21 protein-coding genes are annotated in these 22734 nt (G+C 54.0%); 1 reads left to right on the top strand and 20 read right to left on the bottom strand.

Annotation, left to right across the window (positions count from 1 at the left end; translation table 11 throughout):
* Positions 1 to 31: 31 nt before the first annotated feature.
* From pstA to asnC, 18 genes are all read right to left on the bottom strand, one after another.
* On the bottom strand, positions 32 to 922 hold the full coding sequence (gene pstA, locus ACWHWP_RS23725) for a phosphate ABC transporter permease PstA (protein ID WP_059311600.1): 891 nt from the start codon (positions 920 to 922) through the stop codon (positions 32 to 34).
* Positions 922 to 1881, bottom strand: coding sequence for a phosphate ABC transporter permease PstC (gene pstC, locus ACWHWP_RS23720; RefSeq protein WP_023309793.1), 960 nt, complete (start codon positions 1879 to 1881; stop codon positions 922 to 924). The genes pstA and pstC overlap by 1 nt, the downstream gene beginning before the upstream one ends.
* Positions 1882 to 2007: 126 nt before the next feature.
* Positions 2008 to 3048: a phosphate ABC transporter substrate-binding protein PstS gene (pstS, locus tag ACWHWP_RS23715; protein WP_059311601.1), complete on the bottom strand. Its 1041-nt coding sequence runs from the start codon at positions 3046 to 3048 to the stop codon at positions 2008 to 2010.
* 320 nt (positions 3049 to 3368) lie between these two features.
* On the bottom strand, positions 3369 to 5198 hold the full coding sequence (glmS, locus tag ACWHWP_RS23710) for a glutamine--fructose-6-phosphate transaminase (isomerizing) (RefSeq protein WP_023309792.1): 1830 nt from the start codon (positions 5196 to 5198) through the stop codon (positions 3369 to 3371).
* A gap of 237 nt (positions 5199 to 5435) precedes the next feature.
* Complete coding sequence (gene glmU / locus ACWHWP_RS23705) at positions 5436 to 6806, bottom strand: bifunctional UDP-N-acetylglucosamine diphosphorylase/glucosamine-1-phosphate N-acetyltransferase GlmU (RefSeq protein WP_063431035.1); 1371 nt, start codon at positions 6804 to 6806, stop codon at positions 5436 to 5438.
* 139 nt (positions 6807 to 6945) lie between these two features.
* Positions 6946 to 7365 (bottom strand): F0F1 ATP synthase subunit epsilon, encoded by a 420-nt coding sequence (locus ACWHWP_RS23700; protein ID WP_006177560.1) that lies wholly within the window; start codon positions 7363 to 7365, stop codon positions 6946 to 6948.
* Positions 7366 to 7385: 20 nt separating this feature from the next.
* On the bottom strand, positions 7386 to 8768 hold the full coding sequence (gene atpD / locus ACWHWP_RS23695) for a F0F1 ATP synthase subunit beta (RefSeq protein ID WP_006177559.1): 1383 nt from the start codon (positions 8766 to 8768) through the stop codon (positions 7386 to 7388).
* Between the two features lie 31 nt (positions 8769 to 8799).
* Complete coding sequence (gene atpG / locus ACWHWP_RS23690; protein WP_008500191.1) at positions 8800 to 9663, bottom strand: F0F1 ATP synthase subunit gamma; 864 nt, start codon at positions 9661 to 9663, stop codon at positions 8800 to 8802.
* Between the two features lie 51 nt (positions 9664 to 9714).
* Entirely contained in the window at positions 9715 to 11256 is a 1542-nt protein-coding gene (gene atpA / locus ACWHWP_RS23685) for a F0F1 ATP synthase subunit alpha (RefSeq protein ID WP_003862367.1), read from the bottom strand.
* 12 nt (positions 11257 to 11268) lie between these two features.
* Positions 11269 to 11802 (bottom strand): F0F1 ATP synthase subunit delta, encoded by a 534-nt coding sequence (atpH, locus tag ACWHWP_RS23680; RefSeq protein ID WP_047347410.1) that lies wholly within the window; start codon positions 11800 to 11802, stop codon positions 11269 to 11271.
* Positions 11803 to 11816: 14 nt separating this feature from the next.
* Positions 11817 to 12287: a F0F1 ATP synthase subunit B gene (gene atpF / locus ACWHWP_RS23675; protein ID WP_014072436.1), complete on the bottom strand. Its 471-nt coding sequence runs from the start codon at positions 12285 to 12287 to the stop codon at positions 11817 to 11819.
* A 48-nt stretch (positions 12288 to 12335) separates the two neighbouring features.
* Positions 12336 to 12575, bottom strand: coding sequence for a F0F1 ATP synthase subunit C (gene atpE, locus ACWHWP_RS23670; protein WP_000429386.1), 240 nt, complete (start codon positions 12573 to 12575; stop codon positions 12336 to 12338).
* A gap of 49 nt (positions 12576 to 12624) precedes the next feature.
* Entirely contained in the window at positions 12625 to 13440 is an 816-nt protein-coding gene (gene atpB / locus ACWHWP_RS23665; protein WP_023309789.1) for a F0F1 ATP synthase subunit A, read from the bottom strand.
* Between the two features lie 8 nt (positions 13441 to 13448).
* Entirely contained in the window at positions 13449 to 13829 is a 381-nt protein-coding gene (gene atpI, locus ACWHWP_RS23660) for a F0F1 ATP synthase subunit I (protein ID WP_008500194.1), read from the bottom strand.
* A gap of 616 nt (positions 13830 to 14445) precedes the next feature.
* Positions 14446 to 15069: a 16S rRNA (guanine(527)-N(7))-methyltransferase RsmG gene (gene rsmG / locus ACWHWP_RS23655; protein WP_047348154.1), complete on the bottom strand. Its 624-nt coding sequence runs from the start codon at positions 15067 to 15069 to the stop codon at positions 14446 to 14448.
* Positions 15070 to 15176: 107 nt separating this feature from the next.
* Positions 15177 to 17066: a tRNA uridine-5-carboxymethylaminomethyl(34) synthesis enzyme MnmG gene (gene mnmG / locus ACWHWP_RS23650; RefSeq protein ID WP_447856591.1), complete on the bottom strand. Its 1890-nt coding sequence runs from the start codon at positions 17064 to 17066 to the stop codon at positions 15177 to 15179.
* Between the two features lie 374 nt (positions 17067 to 17440).
* Positions 17441 to 17890, bottom strand: coding sequence for an FMN-binding protein MioC (mioC, locus tag ACWHWP_RS23645; protein WP_447856590.1), 450 nt, complete (start codon positions 17888 to 17890; stop codon positions 17441 to 17443).
* A gap of 90 nt (positions 17891 to 17980) precedes the next feature.
* The gene (asnC, locus tag ACWHWP_RS23640; protein WP_008500198.1) at positions 17981 to 18439 is read right to left on the bottom strand and encodes a transcriptional regulator AsnC; all 459 of its coding nucleotides are present in this window, start codon (positions 18437 to 18439) and stop codon (positions 17981 to 17983) included.
* A gap of 151 nt (positions 18440 to 18590) precedes the next feature.
* Here asnC and asnA point away from each other — a divergent pair, with 151 nt between their 5' ends.
* Positions 18591 to 19583, top strand: coding sequence for an aspartate--ammonia ligase (asnA, locus tag ACWHWP_RS23635; protein WP_447856589.1), 993 nt, complete (start codon positions 18591 to 18593; stop codon positions 19581 to 19583).
* On the opposite strand, the gene viaA is transcribed toward asnA, so the two are convergent.
* Both viaA and ravA read right to left on the bottom strand, forming a co-directional pair.
* Positions 19584 to 21035, bottom strand: a complete 1452-nt coding sequence (gene viaA / locus ACWHWP_RS23630) for an ATPase RavA stimulator ViaA (protein ID WP_447856587.1) — start codon at positions 21033 to 21035, stop codon at positions 19584 to 19586.
* On the bottom strand, positions 21029 to 22525 hold the full coding sequence (gene ravA / locus ACWHWP_RS23625) for an ATPase RavA (protein ID WP_063431992.1): 1497 nt from the start codon (positions 22523 to 22525) through the stop codon (positions 21029 to 21031). Before ravA ends, viaA begins: the two co-directional genes overlap by 7 nt.
* Between the last annotated feature and the right edge of the window lie 209 nt (positions 22526 to 22734).

The following is a 22734-nucleotide window of genomic DNA, read 5'->3' as shown; positions in this document are numbered from 1 at the left end:
TCGGCGCCGCGAGCTGCCGCGCCGTAAAAAATTAACCGTGTTTCTTCTTCGCGAAAATGACGCGCGCCAGAATGTTCAGCAACAGTACGCAAAGGGTAATGATCAGCACCCCGGCCCAGGCCAGCTGCTGCCATTCCGCGAAGGGGCTCATCGCAAACTTAAAGATCGTCACCGGCAGGTTGGCGATCGGCTGCATCATGTCCGTGCTCCAGAACTGGTTGGAGAGTGACGTAAACAGCAGCGGCGCCGTTTCACCTGCGATACGCGCAACCGCCAGCAGGATACCGGTCATGATTCCGGAGATGGACGCTTTGAGCGTAATCGCAGAGATCATCTTCCACTTCGGCGTACCCAGCGCATAAGCCGCTTCACGCAGGCTGTCCGGCACCAGTTTCAGCATGTTCTCGGTGGTACGAATAACAATCGGCACCTGCAGCAGCGCAAGTGCAATCACACCCGCCCAGCCGGAGAAGTGTTCCATTTGCGCCACCACCACGGTGTAAACAAACAGACCTACCACGATAGACGGGGCTGAGAGCAGAATGTCGTTAATGAAGCGAATAACTTCCGCCAGCCAGGATTTACGACCGTATTCCGCCAGGTAAATACCCGCCATGATGCCCAGCGGCGTACCAAACACCGTCGCCCACAGGATCAGCAACCCGCTGCCCGCCAGGGCATTCGCCAGGCCACCACCCGCCGTATTCGGCGGCGGGGTCATTTCGGTGAACAGCGCCAGTGACATCCCGTCAATCCCGCGCACGATGGTTGAGAACAGGATCCAGACCAGCCAGAACAGACCGAACGCCATCGTCGCCATTGAGAGCGTCAGCGCAATGCGGTTTTTTATGCGGCGTCTGGCCTGCATTTTGCGGCGGGACTCCGCCAGCTCAGCGGTAGCTTGCATTTCGAGAGTTGCCATTAGCGTGCCCCCTCATTTTTAGCGAGGCGCATAATCATCAGCTTGGAAATCGCCAGAACGATGAAGGTGATAACGAACAGAATCAGCCCCAGCTCCATCAGTGCCGCGACGTGCAGGCCCGATTCCGCTTCGGCAAATTCATTCGCCAGCGCAGAGGTAATACTGTTACCCGGCATATAGAGCGATGCGCTGTCGAGCTGATAGGTGTTGCCGATAATAAAGGTCACCGCCATGGTTTCACCCAGCGCACGGCCTAATCCCAGCATCACGCCCCCGATCACCCCGTTTTTGGTGAACGGAAGGACAATGCGCCAGATAACTTCCCAGGTGGTGCAGCCGATGCCGTAGGCTGACTCTTTCATCATCACCGGCGTTTGTTCGAAGACATCGCGCATGACCGCCGCAATGTACGGAATAATCATGATGGCGAGGATCACACCAGCCGCCAGAATACCGATACCGAACGCCGGGCCAGAGAACAGGGCCCCCACAAACGGAATGGCGGAAAGCACGTTACCGACCGGCTCCTGGAAGTACGTTGCGAACAGCGGCGCAAAGATAAACAGGCCCCACATGCCGTATACGATACTCGGGATAGCCGCCAGCAGTTCGATGGCGATCCCCAGCGGACGACGAAGCCAGCCAGGCGCCAGCTCCGTCAGGAACAGGGCAATACCAAAGCTTACCGGTACCGCAATCAGCAGGGCGATAAACGAGGTCACCAGCGTGCCGTAAATTGGCACCAGCGCACCGTAGATATCGTTCGGCGCATCCCACTCTTTGGTCCACAGGAAGGAGAAACCGAATTTCTGGATGCTCGGCCAGGAGGAGAAAATCAGAGACACGATAATGCCGCCCAGCAGCAATAGCACAATCAGCGCAGCCAGTTTTACCAGCGCGCTGAAAATCATGTCACCTTTTTTACCCGGAGGGTTAAATGCAGGCTTGGTTGCAGCCATAAATCACTCTTCTGTTAAACGCGTTTACGAAATCGCCGGGTGGCGCTTACGCTTACCCGGCCTACAGTCGGAACCGTAGGGCGGGTAAGCGTAAGCGCCACCCGCCATTTTCGTCAGAATGCTAAATTAATACAATGCTTTACCGCTGCTGTCTTTCACGTTGGTTTTCCATGCAGCGCGAATCTGCTCAACCACGTTGTCCGGCAGGGTGGCGTAATCCAGGGCGTTAGCCTGTTTGCCGCCGTTTTTGTACGCCCAGTCGAAGAACTTCAGCACTTCAGCGCCCTGCTCAGGTTTCTTCTGCTCTTTGTGAACCAGGATGAAGGTGGTAGAGGTGATTGGCCATGCACCTTCGCCCTTCTGGTTAGTCAGGTCCTGCGCGAAGGATTTGCTCCAGTCAGCGCCTTTTGCGGCATTAGCAAAGTTCTCTTCGGTCGGGCTAACCGGTTTGCCATCGGCTGAAACCAGTTTGGTGTAGGACAGGTTGTTCTGCTTAGCGTACGCATACTCTACGTAGCCAATTGAGCCCGGCAGACGCTGTACGAACGCAGCGATACCGTCGTTACCTTTACCGCCCAGACCGGTTGGCCAGTTAACGGTAGAGCCGGAACCGACTTTAGATTTCCACTCTTCGTTCACTTTCGCCAGGTAGCTGGTGAACACGAAAGAGGTACCGGAACCGTCAGCACGACGAACCACAGCGATATTCTGCGAAGGCAGCTTAACGCCCGGGTTCAGTTTGGTGATGGCTTCGTCATCCCATTTTTTGATTTTACCCAGGTAGATGTCACCCAGGGTTTTGCCGTCCAGCACCAGCTCGCCTGACTTCAGGCCAGGGATGTTAACGGCCAGCACAACGCCGCCGATCACGGTCGGGAACTGGAACAGGCCTTCCTGATTCAGTTTTTCATCAGACAGAGGGGCATCTGACGCACCGAAATCTACGGTATTAGCGGTAATTTGTTTTACGCCACCGGAGGAGCCGATACCCTGATAGTTAACCTTGTTGCCGGTTTCTTTCTGGTAGGTATCCGCCCATTTGGCATACACCGGCGCAGGGAAGGTTGCACCAGCGCCAGTCAGGCTTGCTTCTGCAAAAACAGAGAACGCGCTCAGAGATAAGGTCGCGGCGACAACAGTTGCGACAGTGGTACGCATAACTTTCATAATGTCTCCTGCAAGATTTTCGTAAATCGTTGTTTAGTGGCTACGATGAGCAAAATAGGACAAACAGGTGACAGATAAATGTACGAATTATGACAGTTTTATGACAGCGGAAATTTAACTTAAAAATTCGCAAAACAATGCTTAATTTTCATCGTGTTAGCCAGTTTTATGACAGGGCGTTTTCAGAAATATTTTCTTTATGTGACACTGAAAAAATAGCTGAAGATGACAAATTGTCATCAATAAAAACGTGAAGGAATTGATTAAAAACAAACCGGGCGGGGTAAAAAAGCTCCACCCGAAGGTGGAGCCTGAAGGGGTTATTCTACGGTGACAGACTTCGCCAGGTTACGCGGCTGGTCAACGTCGGTGCCTTTGATCAGCGCCACGTGATAGGCCAGCAACTGCAGCGGAACGGTGTAGAAGATTGGCGCAATCACCTCTTCCACATGCGGCATCTCGATGATGTGCATGTTGTCGTTGCTGACAAAACCGGCATCTTTATCGGCGAAGACGTACAGGACACCGCCGCGGGCGCGCACTTCTTCGATGTTAGATTTCAGTTTCTCCAGCAGTTCGTTGTTAGGAGCCACAACGATGACCGGCATATCGGCGTCAATCAGCGCCAGCGGGCCGTGTTTCAGCTCGCCTGCCGCATAGGCTTCTGCGTGAATGTAGGAGATCTCTTTCAGCTTCAGCGCGCCTTCCAGCGCAATTGGATACTGATCGCCACGACCCAGGAACAGGGCGTGATGTTTGTCAGAGAAATCCTCCGCCAGCGCTTCAATGCGTTTGTCCTGAGACAGCATCTGCTCAATACGGCTCGGCAGCGCCTGCAGACCATGAACGATGTCATGCTCAACAGAGGCGTCTTCACCTTTCAGACGCGCCAGCTTCGCCACCAGCATCAGCAGTACGGTCAGCTGGGTGGTAAACGCTTTGGTGGAGGCCACGCCGATTTCGGTGCCCGCTTTGGTCATCAGCGCCAGATCGGATTCACGCACCAGCGAGGAGCCCGGAACGTTACAGATAGCCAGAGAGCCCAGGTAACCCAGCTCTTTTGAGAGACGCAGCGCGGCAAGGGTATCCGCCGTTTCACCAGACTGGGAAAGGGTGATCATCAGGCTGTTACGACGCACCGCGGATTTGCGATAGCGGAATTCAGATGCGATTTCGACGTCGCACGGCACGCCCGCCAGGGATTCAAACCAGTAGCGAGAGACCATACCGGAGTTGTAGGAGGTGCCGCAGGCCACGATCTGAATATGCTCAACCTTGCCGAGCAGTTCGTTCGCGTTTGCACCCAGCTCGCTCAGATCCACTTCACCGTGACTAATGCGCCCGGTGAGGGTGTTTTTGATGGCGTTTGGCTGCTCGTAAATCTCTTTCTGCATGTAGTGACGGTAAGCGCCTTTGTCACCCGCGTCGTACTGCAGGTTAGATTCGATCTCCTGGCGTTTAACCTGCTCGCCTTTGGTATCGAATACGGTCACGCTGCGGCGGGTCACTTCGGCAATATCCCCCTCTTCCAGGAAGATAAAGCGACGTGTCACCGGCAGGAGCGCCAGCTGGTCAGAGGCGATAAAGTTTTCACCCATTCCCAGACCGATAACCATTGGACTACCGGAACGCGCGGCCAGCAGCGTGGACGGATCGCGTGAGTCCATGATCACCGTACCGTACGCACCGCGCAGCTGAGGGATAGCGCGCAGCACTGCGTCACGCAGCGTGCCGCCCTGCTCCAGCTCCCAGTGCACCAGGTGAGCAATCACTTCGGTGTCAGTTTCAGAGACAAAGGTGTAGCCGCGCGCTTTCAGTTCTTCGCGCAGCGGTTCGTGGTTTTCGATAATGCCGTTATGCACCACCACGATGTGTTCAGACACATGCGGGTGTGCGTTACCTTCAGACGGTTCGCCATGCGTCGCCCAGCGGGTGTGCGCAATACCGGTACCACCGTGCAGCGGATGTTCTTCCGCGGCCTGGGCCAGCATCTGCACTTTACCGAGACGGCGCAGACGGGTCATATGACCTTCTGCATCGACGACAGCCAGACCGGCAGAGTCGTAACCACGGTATTCCAGACGACGTAAACCTTCGAGAAGGATTTCAGCAATATCACGCTGCGCAACTGCGCCAACAATTCCACACATAGTTTTAGATTCCGAATTTAGGCATGATGCCTGCGTTGTCGCTGACCTGTATTTGCCCTTTCCGGGCGCCCCGAGCCTTGTAGAGAGTGGGGTTATTTTTATGGGTACTGCTTGTGGGGGGAGGATTATATTATCCTCTCACCCCGGCCCTCTCCCCAAAGGGGCGAGGGAGAAAAACACCGCACCGAACGATCCCCTCTCCCTTTGGGGAGAGGGTTAGGGTGAGGGGAAAATCCGTTACTTTTTCTTCACCGGGCGTTTCCAGCCCTGCTTATTTATCTGCGGCACACGGCTTAATACCAGCTCGTTCTCGGCCACATCGCGCGTGACGGTCGTCCCGGCAGCAATCGTTACGCCGTTACCCACGGTAACAGGCGCTACCAGTTGGGTGTCGGAACCGACGAATACATCATCACCGATGATGGTTTTAAACTTATTCGCGCCGTCATAGTTACAGGTAATGGTCCCTGCACCAATATTCACGTTGTCGCCAATTTCCGCATCGCCCAGATAGGTTAAATGGCCCGCTTTGGAACCTTTACCCAGACGCGCTTTTTTCATTTCAACGAAGTTGCCCACGTGAGCGCCTTCCAGCAGCTCAGCGCCAGGACGCAGACGCGCAAACGGGCCGATGGTACAAGCCGCGTCCAGGCGGGCATCTTCGACCACGCTGTACGGGCTGATTTCGCAATCATCACCGATGATGCTGTTTTTAATCACGCAGCCGGTACCAATTTTGACGCGGTTCCCTAACGTCACGTTCCCTTCAACGATAACGTTAGTATCAATTTCAACGTCACGCCCGTGAGATAACGAGCCACGCAGGTCGAATCGAGCCGGATCGCGCAGCATCACGCCCGCCAGCAGCAGTTTTTCTGCCTGCTCGGACTGGTAAATTCGCTCGAGACGGGAGAGCTGCAGACGGTTATTAACGCCGTCCGTTTCGCTGATGCGCGCCGGATGAACGGCGGCAATTTCACGACCTTCGTGATGCGCCATCGCAATGATATCGGTGATGTAGTATTCACCCTGCGCATTGTTGTTGTTGAGCTTCGACAGCCAGCGCTTCATGTCTGCGCCGTTGGCAATCAGGATACCGGTGTTGATCTCCGGAATCTGACGCTGTTCATCGCTGGCATCTTTATGCTCAACAATCCCGGTTACCTTGCCGTTTTCACGCGTAATGCGGCCATACCCACTCGGATCGTCCAGCACAACGGTTAACAAGCCGATGCCGCCCTGCGGTTTGGCTTCACGCAGGCGGGTCAGCGTTTCCACGGAAATCAGCGGGACGTCGCCGTAGAGCATCAGGATATCTTCGTCATCGGCAAAGAACGGCGCTGCCTGCTGCATCGCATGTCCGGTACCCAGCTGTTCAGCCTGAAGCACCCAGTTGAGGTTGTCATCACTCAGCGTCTTTTTAAGCAGATCGCCACCGTGGCCGTAAACCAGATGTACCTGACGGGCGCCCAGTTCATTAGCGGCATCAATGACATGCTGCACCATCGGCTTTCCTGCCAGGGTGTGCAGCACCTTAGGAAGATCGGAATACATGCGGGTGCCTTTACCAGCGGCAAGGATGACCACGCTCATCGTATTGTTCAACATACGCGTCCTGACTGTAATTTAAGTGAGAAGTAAAAACGTTTGATGCTTAAAATTCTACATCTTTTTCATCATGAATTAAGCGCCAAAAAAAAAAGCCAGCCTGGGATCCAGACTGGCTTTTGTGCTTTTCAAGCCGGTGTTACATCGCTTTTTTGGTCAACTCGATAACGCGCAGTTTCGCGATCGCTTTGGCCAGTTCCGCAGACGCCTGAGCGTAATCCACGTCACCATGAGAGCTGCTAATGTGCTCTTCAGCCTTACGCTTCGATTCCAGGGCTCGCGCTTCGTCGAGATCCTGGCCACGAATAGCGGTATCGGCCAGAACGGTCACACTGCCAGGCTGCACTTCAAGAATGCCGCCGGACAGATAGATAAACTCTTCGTGACCGAACTGTTTAACGATGCGGATCATACCAGGCTTAATGGCGGTGAGCAGCGGTGCGTGACCCGGGAAAATACCCAGTTCACCTTCACTACCCGTTACCTGGATTTTCTCGACCAGACCAGAGAACATTTGTTGCTCTGCGCTGACGACGTCCAGGTGGTAAGTCATTGCCATATCACCCTCCGATTAAGGCGTTAAAGTTTTTTGGCTTTTTCCACGGCTTCGTCGATGGAACCAACCATGTAGAACGCCTGCTCTGGCAGGTGATCGTATTCGCCTTCCATGATGCCTTTAAAGCCACGGATGGTGTCTTTCAGGGAAACGTATTTACCCGGAGAACCGGTGAATACTTCCGCAACGAAGAACGGCTGGGACAGGAAGCGCTGGATCTTACGCGCACGTGCTACCACCAGTTTATCTTCTTCAGACAGTTCATCCATACCCAGGATGGCGATGATGTCTTTCAGTTCCTGGTAACGCTGCAGCAGGGACTGTACGCCACGCGCGGTGTCGTAGTGTTCCTGACCCACAACCAGTGGATCCAGCTGACGGCTGGTGGAGTCCAGCGGGTCAACGGCTGGGTAGATACCCAGAGACGCGATCTGACGGCTCAGTACCACGGTTGCATCTAAGTGCGCAAAGGTGGTGGCTGGAGATGGGTCAGTCAAGTCATCCGCAGGTACGTATACCGCCTGAACGGAGGTGATAGAACCGGTTTTGGTAGAGGTGATACGTTCCTGAAGAACACCCATCTCTTCCGCCAGCGTAGGCTGATAACCTACCGCTGAAGGCATACGACCCAGCAGTGCTGATACTTCAGTACCGGCCAGGGTGTAACGGTAGATGTTATCGACGAACAGCAGAACGTCACGGCCTTCGTCACGGAACTTCTCAGCCATGGTCAGGCCGGTCAGCGCAACGCGCAGACGGTTTCCTGGTGGCTCGTTCATCTGACCGTAAACCAGGGATACTTTGTCCAGAACGTTGGAGTCAGTCATTTCGTGGTAGAAGTCGTTACCCTCACGAGTACGTTCACCCACGCCCGCAAACACGGAGTAACCGGAGTGCTCGATCGCGATGTTACGGATCAGCTCCATCATGTTTACGGTTTTACCTACACCCGCACCACCGAACAGACCAACTTTACCGCCCTTCGCAAACGGACACATCAGGTCGATAACTTTGATGCCGGTTTCCAGCAGTTCCTGAGAGCTGGACAGCTCTTCGTAGGAAGGTGCCGCGCGGTGGATAGCCCAACGCTCTTCTTCACCGATGTCGCCTTTCATGTCGATTGGTTGACCCAATACGTTCATGATACGACCCAGTGTTGCTTTACCTACCGGGACTTCGATCGGGTGCTCAAGGTCTTTTACTTCCAGACCACGACGCAGACCGTCGGAAGAACCCATCGCGATGGTACGCACGATACCGCCGCCGAGCTGCTGCTGAACTTCCAGCACCAGGCTCTCGTTACCATTCTGTACCTCAAGCGCGTCGTACACGCGTGGTACGGCGTCCTGAGGGAACTCGACGTCCACCACGGCGCCGATTACCTGGACAATCTTTCCAGTAGCCATCTTGAATCCTCTACGTAATTCGTAAACCTGGTTAAACCGCGGCGGCCCCCGAGACGATCTCGGTGAGTTCCTGAGTAATGCTGGCCTGACGAGCTTTGTTGTAAACCAACTGCAGCTCTTTAATCAGGCTGCCGCCATTATCGGTCGCGGCTTTCATCGCCACCATTCGTGCGGCCTGCTCGCTGGCCAGGTTTTCTACAACGCCCTGATAAACCTGTGATTCAACGTAACGACGCAGCAGGGTATCCAGCAGCGGTTTCGGATCGGGTTCATACAGGTAATCCCAGGCTTTTTGTTTCAGCTCGTCATCTTCTGATGCCGGTAACGGCAGCATCTGAGTGAGCGTTGGAACCTGAGACATGGTGTTAATGAATTTGTTGCTGACAACGTACAGTCTGTCCAGACGGCCTTCATCATAAGCCTGCAACATCACTTTAACCGGGCCGATCAGTTCGGACAGGGACGGGTTATCACCCATACCGGTCACCTGAGCGACAATGTTGCCGCCCACGGAGTTAAAGAAAGACACGCCCTTAGAGCCGATCATTGCGATATCGCACTGAACGCCTTTCTCGGACCATGCTTTCATATCCGCCAGCAGTTTTTTGAACAGGTTAATGTTCAAGCCGCCACACAGACCACGGTCGGTCGACACCACCAGGTAGCCCACGCGCTTAACGTCGCGTTCTTCCAGGTAAGGGTGCTTATATTCCAGATTACCGTTCGCAAGGTGACCAATCACTTTGCGCATGGTTTCTGCATAAGGACGGCTGGCCGCCATGCGATCCTGCGATTTACGCATTTTGGAAGCGGCGACCATCTCCATCGCTTTAGTGATCTTTTGCGTGTTCTGGACGCTTGCGATCTTACTACGTATCTCTTTTGCGCCGGCCATGAGCTTCTCCTCAATGCCAGGCGGCTTGTCCTGAGACAAGCCGCCGGACGATTACCAGGATTGGGTTGCTTTGAAGGAATCGAGGATAGCTTTCAGCTTGCCTTCGATTTCGTCGTTATAGCCACCGGTCTGGTTGATCTCTTGCATCAGCGGAGCGTGATCACGGTCGACGTAAGCCAGCAGAGCGGCTTCGAAGCTACCGATTTTCGCCAGTTCCACATCTTCGAGGTAACCGCGTTCAGCCGCGAACAGTACCAGGCCCTGCTGAGCAACAGACATTGGAGCGTACTGTTTCTGCTTCAGCAGCTCGGTCACTTTCTGACCGTGGCTCAGCTGTTTACGGGTTGCTTCATCCAGATCGGATGCGAACTGAGAGAACGCAGCCAGTTCACGATACTGTGCCAGCGCGGTACGGATACCACCGGACAGTTTCTTGATGATCTTGGTCTGAGCAGCACCACCAACACGGGATACGGAGATACCCGGGTTAACTGCCGGACGAATACCGGAGTTAAACAGGTTGGTTTCCAGGAAGATCTGACCATCGGTAATGGAGATTACGTTGGTCGGAACGAACGCAGAAACGTCACCCGCCTGGGTTTCAATGATCGGCAGAGCGGTCAGAGAGCCCGTTTTACCCTTCACTTCACCTTTGGTGAAGTTCTCGACATATTCCGCATTAACGCGGGAAGCACGCTCCAGCAGACGAGAGTGGAGGTAGAATACGTCGCCAGGGAACGCTTCACGTCCAGGTGGACGACGGAGCAGCAGGGAAACCTGACGATAAGCAACAGCCTGTTTAGACAGGTCATCGTATACGATCAGCGCATCTTCACCGCGGTCACGGAAGTATTCGCCCATTGCGCAACCTGCGTATGGTGCCAGGTATTGCAGTGCAGCAGATTCAGAAGCAGTTGCTACCACAACGATGGTGTTAGACAGTGCACCGTGCTCTTCCAGTTTACGAACCACGTTAGAAATGGTGGACGCTTTCTGGCCGATGGCCACGTACACACATTTGATACCGGAGTCACGCTGGTTGATGATGGCGTCGATAGCCATTGCGGTTTTACCGGTCTGACGGTCACCGATGATCAGTTCACGCTGACCACGACCGATTGGGATCATGGCATCAACGGACTTATAACCTGTCTGAACAGGCTGATCTACGGACTGACGGTCGATAACGCCTGGTGCGATAACTTCGATTGGGGAGAAGCCATCGTGCTCAACCGGACCTTTACCGTCGATTGGCGCACCCAGGGTGTTAACAACGCGACCCAGCAGGCCACGGCCAACCGGCACTTCCAGAATACGGCCAGTACACTTAACCTTCATGCCTTCGGCGAGGTCAGCGTATGGACCCATCACAACTGCACCTACGGAGTCGCGCTCCAGGTTCAGTGCGATAGCGTAACGGTTACCCGGCAGGGAAATCATCTCACCCTGCATACAATCGGCCAGGCCGTGGATGCGGATAACACCGTCACTTACAGAAACAATAGTACCTTCGTTGTGAGCTTCACTCACAACATTGAACTGAGCAATGCGCTGCTTGATCAGTTCGCTGATTTCGGTGGAATTCAGTTGCATGCTCCAGTCCCCTTAAGACTGCAAGACGTCTGCAAGGCGTTCAAGACGGCCGCGTACGCTACCATCAATGACCATATCACCCGAACGGATGATTACGCCTGCCATTACAGACTTATCGATTTTGCAATTCAGCTTAACTTTGCGTGACAGACGTTTTTCCATCGCGGCGGTGATTTTCGCAAGCTGTTCATTACTCAGTTCAGTCGCAGAAGTCACTTCGACTTCGGCAGTAGCTTCACTCAGCGCACGTAAGTGCTCAAACTGCTCGAGAACATCCGGGAGCACACGGAGACGACCATTTTCAGCCATGACCTTAATCAGGTTCTGGCCATTGGCATCCAGTTGCTCTCCGCACACGGCGATAAACGACGCGGCGAGGGTATCAGGCGCTAAAGCACCAGACAGCAACTCGGCCATTTGTTCGTTTTTCGTCACCTCAGCGGCAAACGCCAGCATATCCTGCCAGCGATCGACATTTTGGTGTTCGACAGCAAAGTCAAAAGCTGCTTTGGCGTAGGGGCGAGCTACCGTAACAAATTCAGACATCAGCCCCTCCCTCCTTACAGTTCAGCGACAAGTTTGTCCACGATGTCGCTGTTAGCAGCTTCATCCACGGAACGTTCGATGATCTTCTCGGCGCCAGCAACAGCCAGAATCGCAACCTGCTTACGCAGTTCTTCGCGAGCACGTTTACGCTCGGCATCAATTTCAGCCTGAGCTTGTGTCACGATCTTAGTACGTTCCTGTTCTGCTTCAGCTTTGGCTTCGTCCAGGATCTGCGAACGGCGTTTGTTAGCCTGTTCGATGATAACCTGAGCTTCCGCTTTCGCTTTTTTCAGCTGGTCTGTCGCGTTGGCCTGTGCAAGGTCCAAATCTTTCTTAGCGCGTTCTGCAGAAGCCAGACCGTCAGCAATTTCTTTCTGACGTTTTTCGATGGCAGCCATTAAAGGCGGCCATACATACTTCATGCAGAACCAGACAAAGAGAATAAACGCGATGGCCTGGCCGAGGATTGTTGCGTTCATGTTCACAGCACAATACCTCTTTAATTTCTGTGGCTTAGGGTTTTAAAACTACTACTACGCGACAGCAAACATCACGTACAGACCCAGACCTACAGCGATCATTGGGATAGCATCCACCAGACCCATAACGATAAAGAACTGAGTACGCAGCAGAGGAATCAGATCAGGTTGACGCGCTGCGCCTTCCAGGAATTTGCCCCCGAGGATGCCGATACCGATCGCAGCACCGATAGCCGCCAGACCCATCATCACAGCGGCAGCCATGTACAGCAGATCCATATTCAGGTTTTCCATGACAGTCTCCAGTTTGTTTCAATTAAAACGTAGTAGTGTTGGTAAAAAATCAGTGCTCTTCAGACGCCATCGACAGATAGACGATCGTCAGAACCATGAAGATAAAGGCTTGCAGCGTAATGATCAGGATGTGGAAAATGGCCCATGGCACATTCAGAATCCACTGTGACCACCACGGCAGAAGACCCGCGATCAGAATGAAAATCAGCTCACCCGCATACATGTTGCCGAACAGTCGCAGACCCAGTGAAACAGGTTTGGACAGCAGGCTAACGCCTTCCAGGATCAGGTTGACCGGAATAAACGCCCAGTGGTTGAACGGCTGCAAGGTAAGCTCTTTCACAAAGCCGCTTACGCCTTTCATTTTGATGCTGTAGAAAAGAATCAGGATAAACACGCCCAGCGCCATCGACAGGGTGATGTTCACGTCAGCAGACGGTACAACACGCAGCGCAGGCAGGCCGAAGATGTGCTCGCCGATAAACGGCAGCAGATCGATTGGCAGCAGGTCCATCAGGTTCATCAGGAAGACCCAAACGAACACGGTCAGGGCCAGCGGAGCAATCAGCTTGCTCTTACCATGGTACATGTCTTTGACGCTGCCATGGACGAAGCCGATGATCATTTCGATGAAGGTCTGGAATTTCCCTGGTACACCGCTGGTCGCTCTTTTAGCAACACCGCGGAACATGGCCAGGAACAGAAGACCCAAAACCACCGAGAAGAACATGGAGTCGATGTTGATCGTCCAGAAGGTGGCCGGGGGGTTATGTGGATCCACCAGCGAGAATGTACGCAGGTCCAGCTGAAGGTTATTCAGATGGTGACCTATGTAATCCTGCGGCGTCATATTTTCTGAAGCCATGATGCCTTTTACCCTTTGTTATTGATTACAGCTGGAGCCAGAACTTGTACCACCAGCACCAAAACCCACGTTGCTATCAGCGGCATGAAGACCACTTTCAAAACCGCCAGCGCCATCACCAGTAGAGCAAAGGTCAGCAACACCTTACACACTTCGCCGAGGGCGAAGGACCAGGCCACGCGGCCTTTGGCGGGTGTATGCGCCTGATGACGCCAGGCAAAAATCATAAACAACACGTTTGGCAGCACAACCGCCAAACCCCCACACACGGCGGAGATGCCCCAGAAGGGGTCTTTGAGGCTAAACAGCAGTCCACTTGCTATCACAGCCAGAAACTGAATGAACAGAAGCTTACGAGCAACGTTTCTACTCAAGAGCGACACAGACATCACGTTTTTACTCCTGCTCCCTTCGAGGTATGCCGCGTGTCGTATAAAACGTCCTTTAAGGCTCAGAGTCAAGCATCAAAAAGCGGTCAAATTATACGGTGCGCACCCGTGATTTCAAACATTAAGTAGCGAAAAGGTGAATAAATGTTTAAATATTTTTCCCCACCGCTATTTTTTAACTTTCGCTGAAAGCGCAAACCTTCGACCAAAACTGCAAACAGCGCGAAAACGTTGACGATAAAGCGTGCACGAGATCACAAAACACACATTTGCGATAAGGTTGTATTTATCAAAGACGCAAATCGCATAATTTTATCTTTATGAAATTAAAAGCAAAACGTCGTAACTATTTTCAAAACAGCCCGGTACACAATAAAAACCTTTTATTGACATTCTTAATAAATAATTAACATTACGTTCTGGTTGCTGCTTCCCACTTTTAGCAGACTTATATTTTCACAGATGACTATCTTCACGGTAAATAACAGGCGCTACGTTAACCGTAAGAAAAACCTTAGTGAAAAAGAGGTTAAAAGCTCACCGGTAAAACCCCGGTAGTTGTGCTGTTTTTTAACATGGTAAGAACAGCACAAATTCCACATTTTTTATTAAATTTTTAAAAATTGTTTGGCTTAATTATCACCAGATGGCGTTCCCCATCGAGCTGAGGAATGTTTAATTTCTCGATGGATTCAACAACAAAACCGTCCGGAAGCTGTTCAATTTCATCGCCTGGCAGCTGCCCTTTCAGCGCATAAAAGCGGCCATTCTCTGCGGGTAAATGCTTACACCAGCTCACCATATCATTGAGTGAAGCAAACGCGCGGCTGATAACACCGTCAAACGGCGGCTCCGCCGGGAACTCCTCAACCCTGCTCTGCACGGGTGTGATGTTCTCAAGCTTCAGCTCATGCTGCACCTGACGTAAAAAGCGTACGCGTTTGCCAAGGCTGTCCAGCAGCGTGAAATGACTCTCAGGGCGAACAATCGACAGCGGAACGCCCGGCAGACCAGGGCCCGTCCCCACGTCGATAAAACGCTCACCTTTCAGATACGGCGCAACCACGATGCTATCGAGAATATGGCGAATCAGCATCTCGTTGGGGTCGCGTACCGACGTCAGGTTGTACGCTTTGTTCCATTTGTTCAGCATATCGACATAGGCCACCAGCTGATTTTTCTGGTGATCGGTGAGCGAAATACCTGCCTGATCCAGCAGACGAGAGAGTTTATTGAGCACGGTGGGTACCTGTTTAGAGATTTTTCGCCCGGTGGCGCTGCCGCTTACCGGGCCTACGAATAAGTAGGGCGGGTCAGCGAAGCGCCACCCGCCAAAAACAATGTCAATTACGCGCTGCGGCGCAGCATACCTTGCTTTTTCAGCCAAACCAGCAGGATCGAAATGGCCGCAGGGGTAACGCCCGAGATACGGGACGCCTGGCCAATCGACACCGGTTTATGATCGTTCAGCTTGGCGATCACTTCGTTGGAAAGACCCGTGACCTGACGGTAGTCCAGCATTTCCGGCAGCAGCGTGTTTTCGTTGCGCTGCTGTTTTTCAATCTCATCCTGCTGACGCGCGATGTAGCCTTCGTATTTCACCTGGATCTCAACCTGCTCTGCCGCTTCAGCGTCTTCCAGGCCCGGCGCGAATGCGCTCAGTTTCACCAGATTCTCATAGGTAACTTCAGGGCGACGCAGCAAATCTTCACCGCTGGCTTCACGCGAGAGCGGCGCAGTTAAGTGAGCGTTCACTTCAGCAGCAGTTTCCGCCTGAGGATTCACCCATGTCGTTTTCAGGCGCTGACGTTCCTGTTCAATACGCTCCAGCTTCTCGTTGAAGCGTGCCCAGCGCTCGTCATCGACCAGACCCAGCTCACGCCCCATTTCGGTCAGACGCAGATCGGCGTTATCTTCGCGCAGCATCAGGCGATATTCCGCGCGAGAGGTAAACATGCGGTACGGCTCTTTGGTACCCAGGGTGCAGAGATCGTCAACCAGCACGCCCAGATACGCCTGAGAACGGCCTGGCGCCCAGCCCTCTTTCTCGGCTGAGAAACGTGCGGCGTTCAGACCGGCAAGCAGGCCCTGAGCAGCCGCTTCTTCGTAACCGGTGGTGCCGTTAATCTGACCCGCGAAGAACAGACCGTTGATGAATTTGCTCTCGAGGGTCGGCTTCAGGTCACGCGGATCGAAGAAATCGTACTCAATAGCGTAGCCAGGGCGAACGATTTTCGCGTTCTCCATCCCCTGCATTGAGCGAACAATTTGCATCTGCACGTCGAACGGCAGGCTGGTGGAGATGCCGTTCGGGTAAATTTCGTTTGAGGTCAGCCCTTCCGGCTCCAGGAAGATCTGGTGCTGGTTACGATCGGCAAAGCGCATCACTTTGTCTTCGATCGACGGACAGTAGCGTGGTCCGATCCCTTCGATCACCCCTGCGTACATTGGGCTACGATCGAGGTTATTGCGGATCACGTCATGGGTTTTCTCGTTGGTGTGCGTGATGTAGCACGGCACCTGCTGCGGATGCTGCGCCGCATTGCCCAAAAACGAGAAGACCGGCATTGGGTTATCGCCGTGCTGTTGCGCCAGCACGCTGAAATCAATGGTGCGCGCATCAATACGCGGAGGCGTGCCTGTTTTCAGGCGGCTAACGCGTAGCGGCAGTTCGCGCAGACGGCGAGACAGTGGAATAGACGGCGGATCGCCAGCGCGGCCACCGCTGTAGTTATCCAGACCGATATGAATTTTTCCGTCCAGGAATGTCCCGACGGTCAGCACAACCGCTTTTGCGCGGAACTTGAGACCCATCTGGGTCACGGCACCCACGACGCGATCGTTCTCGACGATAAGATCTTCAACAGCCTGCTGGAAGATCATCAGGTTCGGTTGGTTCTCCAGCGCAGTGCGCACAGCCTGGCGGTAAAGCACGCGGTCTGCCTGTGCACGGGTCGCACGAACAGCAGGCCCTTTACTCGCGTTTAGTATCCTAAACTGGATGCCTGCATGATCGATCGCTTTCGCCATCAGGCCGCCAAGTGCATCCACTTCTTTTACCAGGTGTCCTTTCCCAATGCCGCCAATCGCCGGATTACAGGACATTTGTCCCAGCGTGTCGATATTGTGTGTCAAAAGTAGGGTCTGTTGACCCATACGCGCTGCGGCCATTGCGGCCTCAGTGCCTGCATGACCCCCGCCAATGATGATGACGTCAAAAGGATCCTGATAAAACATGGTGGTCTGCCTCGCGTAAAGCGGTATGAAAATGGATTGAAGCCCGGGCCGTGGATTCTACTCAACTTTAGTCTTTCGAGAAAGCATTGGGATCCTGGGCTATTAAAAAGAAGATCTTTTTATTTAGAGATCTGTTCTATTGTGATCTCTTATTAGGATCGCGAACCTGTGTGGATAAGTCCGATCTCATAAAGAAGATCATACGGTTAGAAAGGATCGTTTGCTGTGAATGATCGGTGATCCTGGGCAGTATAAGCTGGGATCAGATCGCGACTTTATACACAGGGAAAAAACTAAACAACAGTTGTTCTTTGGATAACTACGGGTTAATACGAGCTTTTAACCAGAGTTATCCACATCTGTTCGCGCGATCTTTAATCGATTTTGAGTAAATTTTTCCATTCCGCGACCCAGATCTCGGCCGGATCCTCCGGAATGTCATGATCGAGGATGTTGATCTTGAGCGTTTCACCCAGCTGTTTTGCTCCGCAAGAGGTGACAGCGGCTTCGACTTTCTCTATTGCCCCGCAAAAGGTGTCATATTCGCGGCTGCCGATCCCCACTGCGCCAAAACGGACGTTTGACAGGTCGGGCTGCTGTTCCAGCAGTTCGTCATATAAAGGTTGCAGATTATCCGGCAGATCGCCCGCGCCGTGCGTGGAGGTGATCAGCAGCCAGACCCCGTCAGTCGGGAGATCTTCAAGCAACGGGCCGTGCAGGGTTTGTGTGGAAAAGCCCGCCTCTTCCAGCTTTTCAGCCAGATGTTCCGCTACGTATTCCGCACCGCCAAGGGTGCTGCCGCTGATAAGGGTTATGTCCGCCATTGATCGCTCGCCCAGATAAAGAGACGGCCATTGTACGCTGTGAACGAGCTGGGATCTACCTGTGGAAAATGTGGGAATGAATTTGCCCGATCACGGGCGGATGGTACGCATGATCGGGTTTTGCAGGGAGATCAGTGTCTCGGTGGACTGAATTTCATCGATTGTTTGGATCTTGTTGATAAGTACCTGCTGGAGGGCGTCGATGGATCGGCACATGACCTTAATAAAGATGCTGTAGTGCCCGGTGGTGTAGTACGCCTCGGTGACTTCATCCAGCGCGTTCAGCTTCGCCAGGGCGGAGGGGTAGTCTTTAGCGCTTTTTAGAATGATGCCGATGAAGCAGCAGACGTCGTAACCCAGCTGCTTAGGACTGACGTCAATGCGCGCGCCGGTAATGATCCCCGCCTGCTTCATCTTCTCTACGCGAACGTGAATGGTTCCCGGGCTGACGCCAAACTGTTTCGCCAGTTCGGCGTAGGCGGTACGGGCATTGGCCATTAAAGCCTCCAGAATGCCGCGGTCGAGATTGTCGATCTGATAATTTTCCATAGCTTTTTCTTATGAAGATTAATGAATCACTCTATTCTAGCGTCTAATTTTATCGAATCAAAAGTGAAGGCGGCTTTTTGTTGATAGGTTATTGAATCAGGTGCCATTTCTGTTGCTTAATCAATACCAACAGGACGCAGGAGTATAAATAATGAAAACCGCTTACATCGCAAAACAACGCCAGATCAGTTTCGTTAAATCCCATTTTTCCCGCCAGCTGGAAGACAAGCTGGGTCTGATTGAAGTTCAGGCACCTATTCTCAGCCGCGTGGGTGATGGGACGCAGGATAACCTCTCTGGATGCGAAAAAGCGGTACAGGTAAAAGTGAAAACACTGCCAGACGCCCAGTTCGAAGTGGTTCACTCCCTTGCGAAATGGAAGCGCCAAACCCTGGGACAACACGACTTCAGTGCGGGCGAAGGGCTCTACACGCACATGAAAGCCCTTCGCCCCGACGAAGACCGCCTGTCTCCAATTCACTCCGTTTACGTTGACCAGTGGGACTGGGAGCGCGTAATGGGGGATGGCGAGCGTCACGTGTGTACGCTGAAAGCTACCGTTGAGGCGATCTACGCCGGGATCAAAGCTACCGAAGCAGCAGTAAGCAAAGAGTTTGGTCTGGCACCGTTCCTGCCGGAAACGATCCACTTTGTGCACAGCCAGGAGTTGCTGAGCCGTTTCCCGGATCTGGATGCCAAAGGTCGTGAACGTGCGATCGCCAAAGAGCTGGGGGCAGTGTTCCTGATGGGTATCGGCGGCAAGCTGTCTGATGGCAAACGCCACGACGTTCGTGCACCGGATTATGATGACTGGAGCACGCCGGGCGAGCGCGACTATGCCGGTCTGAACGGCGATATTCTGGTCTGGAACCCGGTACTGGAAGACGCATTCGAACTTTCTTCTATGGGGATCCGCGTGGATGCTGACGCGCTGAAGCGCCAGCTGGCGGTCACCGGTGATGAAGATCGTCTCAAACTTGAGTGGCATCAGGCGCTGCTGCGCGGGGAAATGCCGCAGACCATCGGCGGCGGTATCGGCCAGTCCCGCCTGACCATGCTGCTGCTTCAGCTGCCGCATATCGGCCAGGTTCAGTGTGGTGTCTGGCCGCAGCAGGTGCGCGAAAGCGTTGGCTCTCTTCTGTAATTAACGCTGCCAGCGTCTGAGCAGGCGGCTACGCAACCCGGTATCAAAGCGCCAGATATGATCGAAGATGCGCATGATGCCGGGTTTTCCATGGGCGGACATCGCCACCGCATGGAAACGGTGCTGATGCACCCGCTGCAGCTCCTTCACTTTATTGACTACGTCGTCCGGCAGCCGCTGGGCAATAAAATCAGAAATCACCACCGCATCAGCGTCGTACCAGTCGCCCCCCTGCATCCGCTCAACGATGCTGCGAAAACAGCTGGCCAGATCGGTACCGCCGCGAAAACGCTGGCTTAAAAAGCGGATCGCCTGTTCGAGCCCCTGCTGGTTGGTTAGCTCATAGCCCACCACTTCGCTGGAAAAGAGCATGATGAAGCAGCGACGGCGATCGGCGAGCGCCACGCGCATCAGCGCCAGGCAGAACGCCTTCGCACACTGTTCGTTAAACCCGCCCATCGATCCGGACGTATCCACGCAAACAATGAATGGCCCGCGCGGCTGTTCATCAAAATCCTGATTAATAACCGGCCGCTGGCTGAGCTTCTCGCGCCAGGCTTCGCCGTGCAGTCGGTAGGTGAGGAGCTGCTTTTCCACCAGTCGACGGTAAAACTCATATTCCAGCTCGGTCATCCCGAGCGTGCTCAGCTCCGTGGGCAGCAGGCGCAAAATGTCATCGCTCTGCTGGATCCCGTCGACCTGTTCGGGCACGGTAGCCGGTTCACGCACCAGGGTGCGGAAGGTTTCCATTGGGGCATCTTTCTTTGGGACCGACTTTGCCTCCCTTGATCGCCCCAATTGTTCTGCAAGCTTCATCAGCTCAGGCTGCTGCGCCAGAAAATCGCCGTACTTGACGATCAGCTGATAATCCCCGCGGCGAATCTGGCCGGCGCTCATGTCCCAGAGACGCCCTGCGGCGTTCTCATTTTCCACCAGCACCTGTTCGAGCTGGCCGCTTAAGGTCATGCGCTCCTGAACTTCACTGAGCAGCTGTTCGCGCTCTTCATCCAGCAGCTGCTGGTTTAGCGTCGTGGCCTGAACCACCAGGCTCAGGCGCCAGCGCTGTAGAAAGAGGGTATGCAATGCGGGGGTAAACGTGGCGTTATCCGTGACCAGCGCCCGGGCCTGGCTGGCAAACGGAGAGTGGACCTTGTCGAGCAGCGTCAGTGTTTGCGGAAGCTGGACGATAAACTGCGAGGTGGAGAGCCGCTGGCACTGCTGATAGCAGGTCACCTCGTCCGTTAACTCCGGCGGAACCTCGGTCTCTTTGAACCGCTGACGCAGATTTTCCCGCCAGCGCGGCAGATCGTCCGTCATCGCTTTTTTAAGCTTCGGGAATTTTTCAAAGAAGGCTGCCAGCTGCGGCGAAGCCAGAAGGGTTATGACCACCTCTTCGATCAACCCTTCTTCGCTGACGGCCAGCATAACGTTAAGTGTATCCAGGGTTAGCATTGACGCGCCTGTTTGATCTGTGCGCTTACATCCTGCAGGCTGGCTTCGATACGACCTAACCAGTCGCTATGAATAAAGAGGCATTTTTGCTGCTCGCTGAAGCGCGTGTGCTGCTGGTGCCATTCCGTATCCAGCGCTTCCAGCTGCTGCTTGATCTCTTCCGGCACGCTATCCGAAGCGGTTCCCGGAAGCGCAAGGCGCGAGCCCTGCAGGCTTACGTCGCGGATCACCAGGTGCTGGCTGCTGTCCACTTCCATATTCAGCGGCTGCGCGAAGCCGATGCCGTTGAGCTTTCCACGGATCTCACCGCCCTTGTCCAGCCACTGCGCCAGCGCCTCGCGCTCAATGGTAACGTGCACCACCTGCATATCGTGAAGTTTGAGCGGCTGCTGGAGCAACAGCGTCAGCGTCGGGCCAGTCAGTTCAGCGGGCAGTTCATAGTGCGGTTTGCGGGCGAACATGCCTCCCAGGCGATTCACTTTCAGCGCGGTTTTATCGCTTTGCTGCTGCTGGAGCTGGATGCGCCGCTGGGCAATCGCCCCCAGCTGGTTGAGCATCGCTTGCTGCCCCCAGGCGTGTCCGGTCATCAAAACGTCAAGCTGCTGCTGCATCAGGTTCATGCCTTCCGCGTCGTGCCAGAGGCAGTCTTTCAGCAGGATCAGATCGATTGGCGCTACGGCATCGCGCCCGCTGAACAGGGCGCTGGCCTGCAGCAGGCGGATCGCCTTTTTCCAGCGGCGATCGGAGACATAGGGCGCAGAGGGGAGCAGATCGAGCTGCTGGCGCAGTTGATAGATCAGCTCGAAGACCGCGTCCGGCAGTTTGATTTTGCCAATATCCTGCTGCCACTGGTGATACTCCTCATCCGTGACCTGCAGCGAAGCGGATACCGGGTTTTCACTTTCATCCTGCTGGCTGACCAGCATAGAGCGGAAGTTGGATTTATCCTGTACTTTGTCCAGCCACAGGCGGATCAGCATGCGGTCATACAGCGCTTCCAGGCTGCTGTCGGCTTCAGGCAGTTCGTTTGACGCGGCCACCAGCAGGCGCATCGGGATTTTCTCTTCGCTGGCGCCGTTGCGGAAGCGCCGTTCGTTTATCGCCGTGAGCAGGGTGTTCAGAATAGCCGGCCCCGCTTTCCAGATCTCATCGAGAAAAACAATCTCTGCCTCAGGCAAATATCCCGCCGTCAAACGCTCATAGCGCCCTTCGTCTTTCAGCGCCTGAATAGATAGCGGGCCAAAAACTTCTTCAGGGGTAGAAAACCGGGTCATGAGGTATTCGAAGGCGCGGGCGTTCTGAAACGCAAACTTTAACCTGCGGGCAATCAGGCTTTTGGCAATACCCGGTGGGCCCAGCAAAAATACGCTTTCACCGCTCAACGCCGCCAGTAAACAGAGGCGAATGGCGTGGCTGCGCTCGAAAAGGCCTTTTTCCAGCGCGCTGCTGAGGCGGGAAATTCTTTCTGCTAATAAATGTGAGTGAGCCATAATAGTTTTGCATCCTTTCGCCGTCGTGGCGGCCAATTGAAGCGAGTATAGACGTTTCAGTCAGGGCTGGTAATAGACTGAAGTGCGGCGCAATTTTCTTTGCGCTACATTAATGCGGTTGCATTTAGGGGTACGATTTTGCAATGAATCGTGCATACTGTGCGCTTTTTGTGGGCCAAGGGACTAGGCACACATTTGTTATTTAAACG

Source organism: Enterobacter sp. WI-ESBL-E8 (genome assembly GCF_053364895.1).
This window is presented reverse-complemented; position numbering and strand designations above follow the sequence as displayed.

Bases quoted from the DNA above. Each gene is read 5' to 3' on its own strand.
- glmU (WP_063431035.1), bottom strand. From the start codon at position 6,806: ATGTTGAACAATACGATGAGCGTGGTCATCCTTGCCGCTGGTAAAGGC.
- atpA (WP_003862367.1), bottom strand. From the start codon at position 11,256: ATGCAACTGAATTCCACCGAAATCAGCGAACTGATCAAGCAGCGCATT.
- pstA (WP_059311600.1), bottom strand. From the start codon at position 922: ATGGCAACTCTCGAAATGCAAGCTACCGCTGAGCTGGCGGAGTCCCGC.
- atpI (WP_008500194.1), bottom strand. From the start codon at position 13,829: ATGTCTGTGTCGCTCTTGAGTAGAAACGTTGCTCGTAAGCTTCTGTTC.
- ACWHWP_RS23700 (WP_006177560.1), bottom strand. From the start codon at position 7,365: ATGGCAATGACTTACCACCTGGACGTCGTCAGCGCAGAGCAACAAATG.
- atpB (WP_023309789.1), bottom strand. From the start codon at position 13,440: ATGGCTTCAGAAAATATGACGCCGCAGGATTACATAGGTCACCATCTG.
- glmS (WP_023309792.1), bottom strand. From the start codon at position 5,198: ATGTGTGGAATTGTTGGCGCAGTTGCGCAGCGTGATATTGCTGAAATC.
- viaA (WP_447856587.1), bottom strand. From the start codon at position 21,035: ATGCTAACCCTGGATACACTTAACGTTATGCTGGCCGTCAGCGAAGAA.
- asnA (WP_447856589.1), top strand. From the start codon at position 18,591: ATGAAAACCGCTTACATCGCAAAACAACGCCAGATCAGTTTCGTTAAA.
- ravA (WP_063431992.1), bottom strand. From the start codon at position 22,525: ATGGCTCACTCACATTTATTAGCAGAAAGAATTTCCCGCCTCAGCAGC.
- mioC (WP_447856590.1), bottom strand. From the start codon at position 17,890: ATGGCGGACATAACCCTTATCAGCGGCAGCACCCTTGGCGGTGCGGAA.
- atpE (WP_000429386.1), bottom strand. From the start codon at position 12,575: ATGGAAAACCTGAATATGGATCTGCTGTACATGGCTGCCGCTGTGATG.
- atpH (WP_047347410.1), bottom strand. From the start codon at position 11,802: ATGTCTGAATTTGTTACGGTAGCTCGCCCCTACGCCAAAGCAGCTTTT.
- atpG (WP_008500191.1), bottom strand. From the start codon at position 9,663: ATGGCCGGCGCAAAAGAGATACGTAGTAAGATCGCAAGCGTCCAGAAC.
- atpD (WP_006177559.1), bottom strand. From the start codon at position 8,768: ATGGCTACTGGAAAGATTGTCCAGGTAATCGGCGCCGTGGTGGACGTC.
- pstC (WP_023309793.1), bottom strand. From the start codon at position 1,881: ATGGCTGCAACCAAGCCTGCATTTAACCCTCCGGGTAAAAAAGGTGAC.
- asnC (WP_008500198.1), bottom strand. From the start codon at position 18,439: ATGGAAAATTATCAGATCGACAATCTCGACCGCGGCATTCTGGAGGCT.
- mnmG (WP_447856591.1), bottom strand. From the start codon at position 17,066: ATGTTTTATCAGGATCCTTTTGACGTCATCATCATTGGCGGGGGTCAT.
- pstS (WP_059311601.1), bottom strand. From the start codon at position 3,048: ATGAAAGTTATGCGTACCACTGTCGCAACTGTTGTCGCCGCGACCTTA.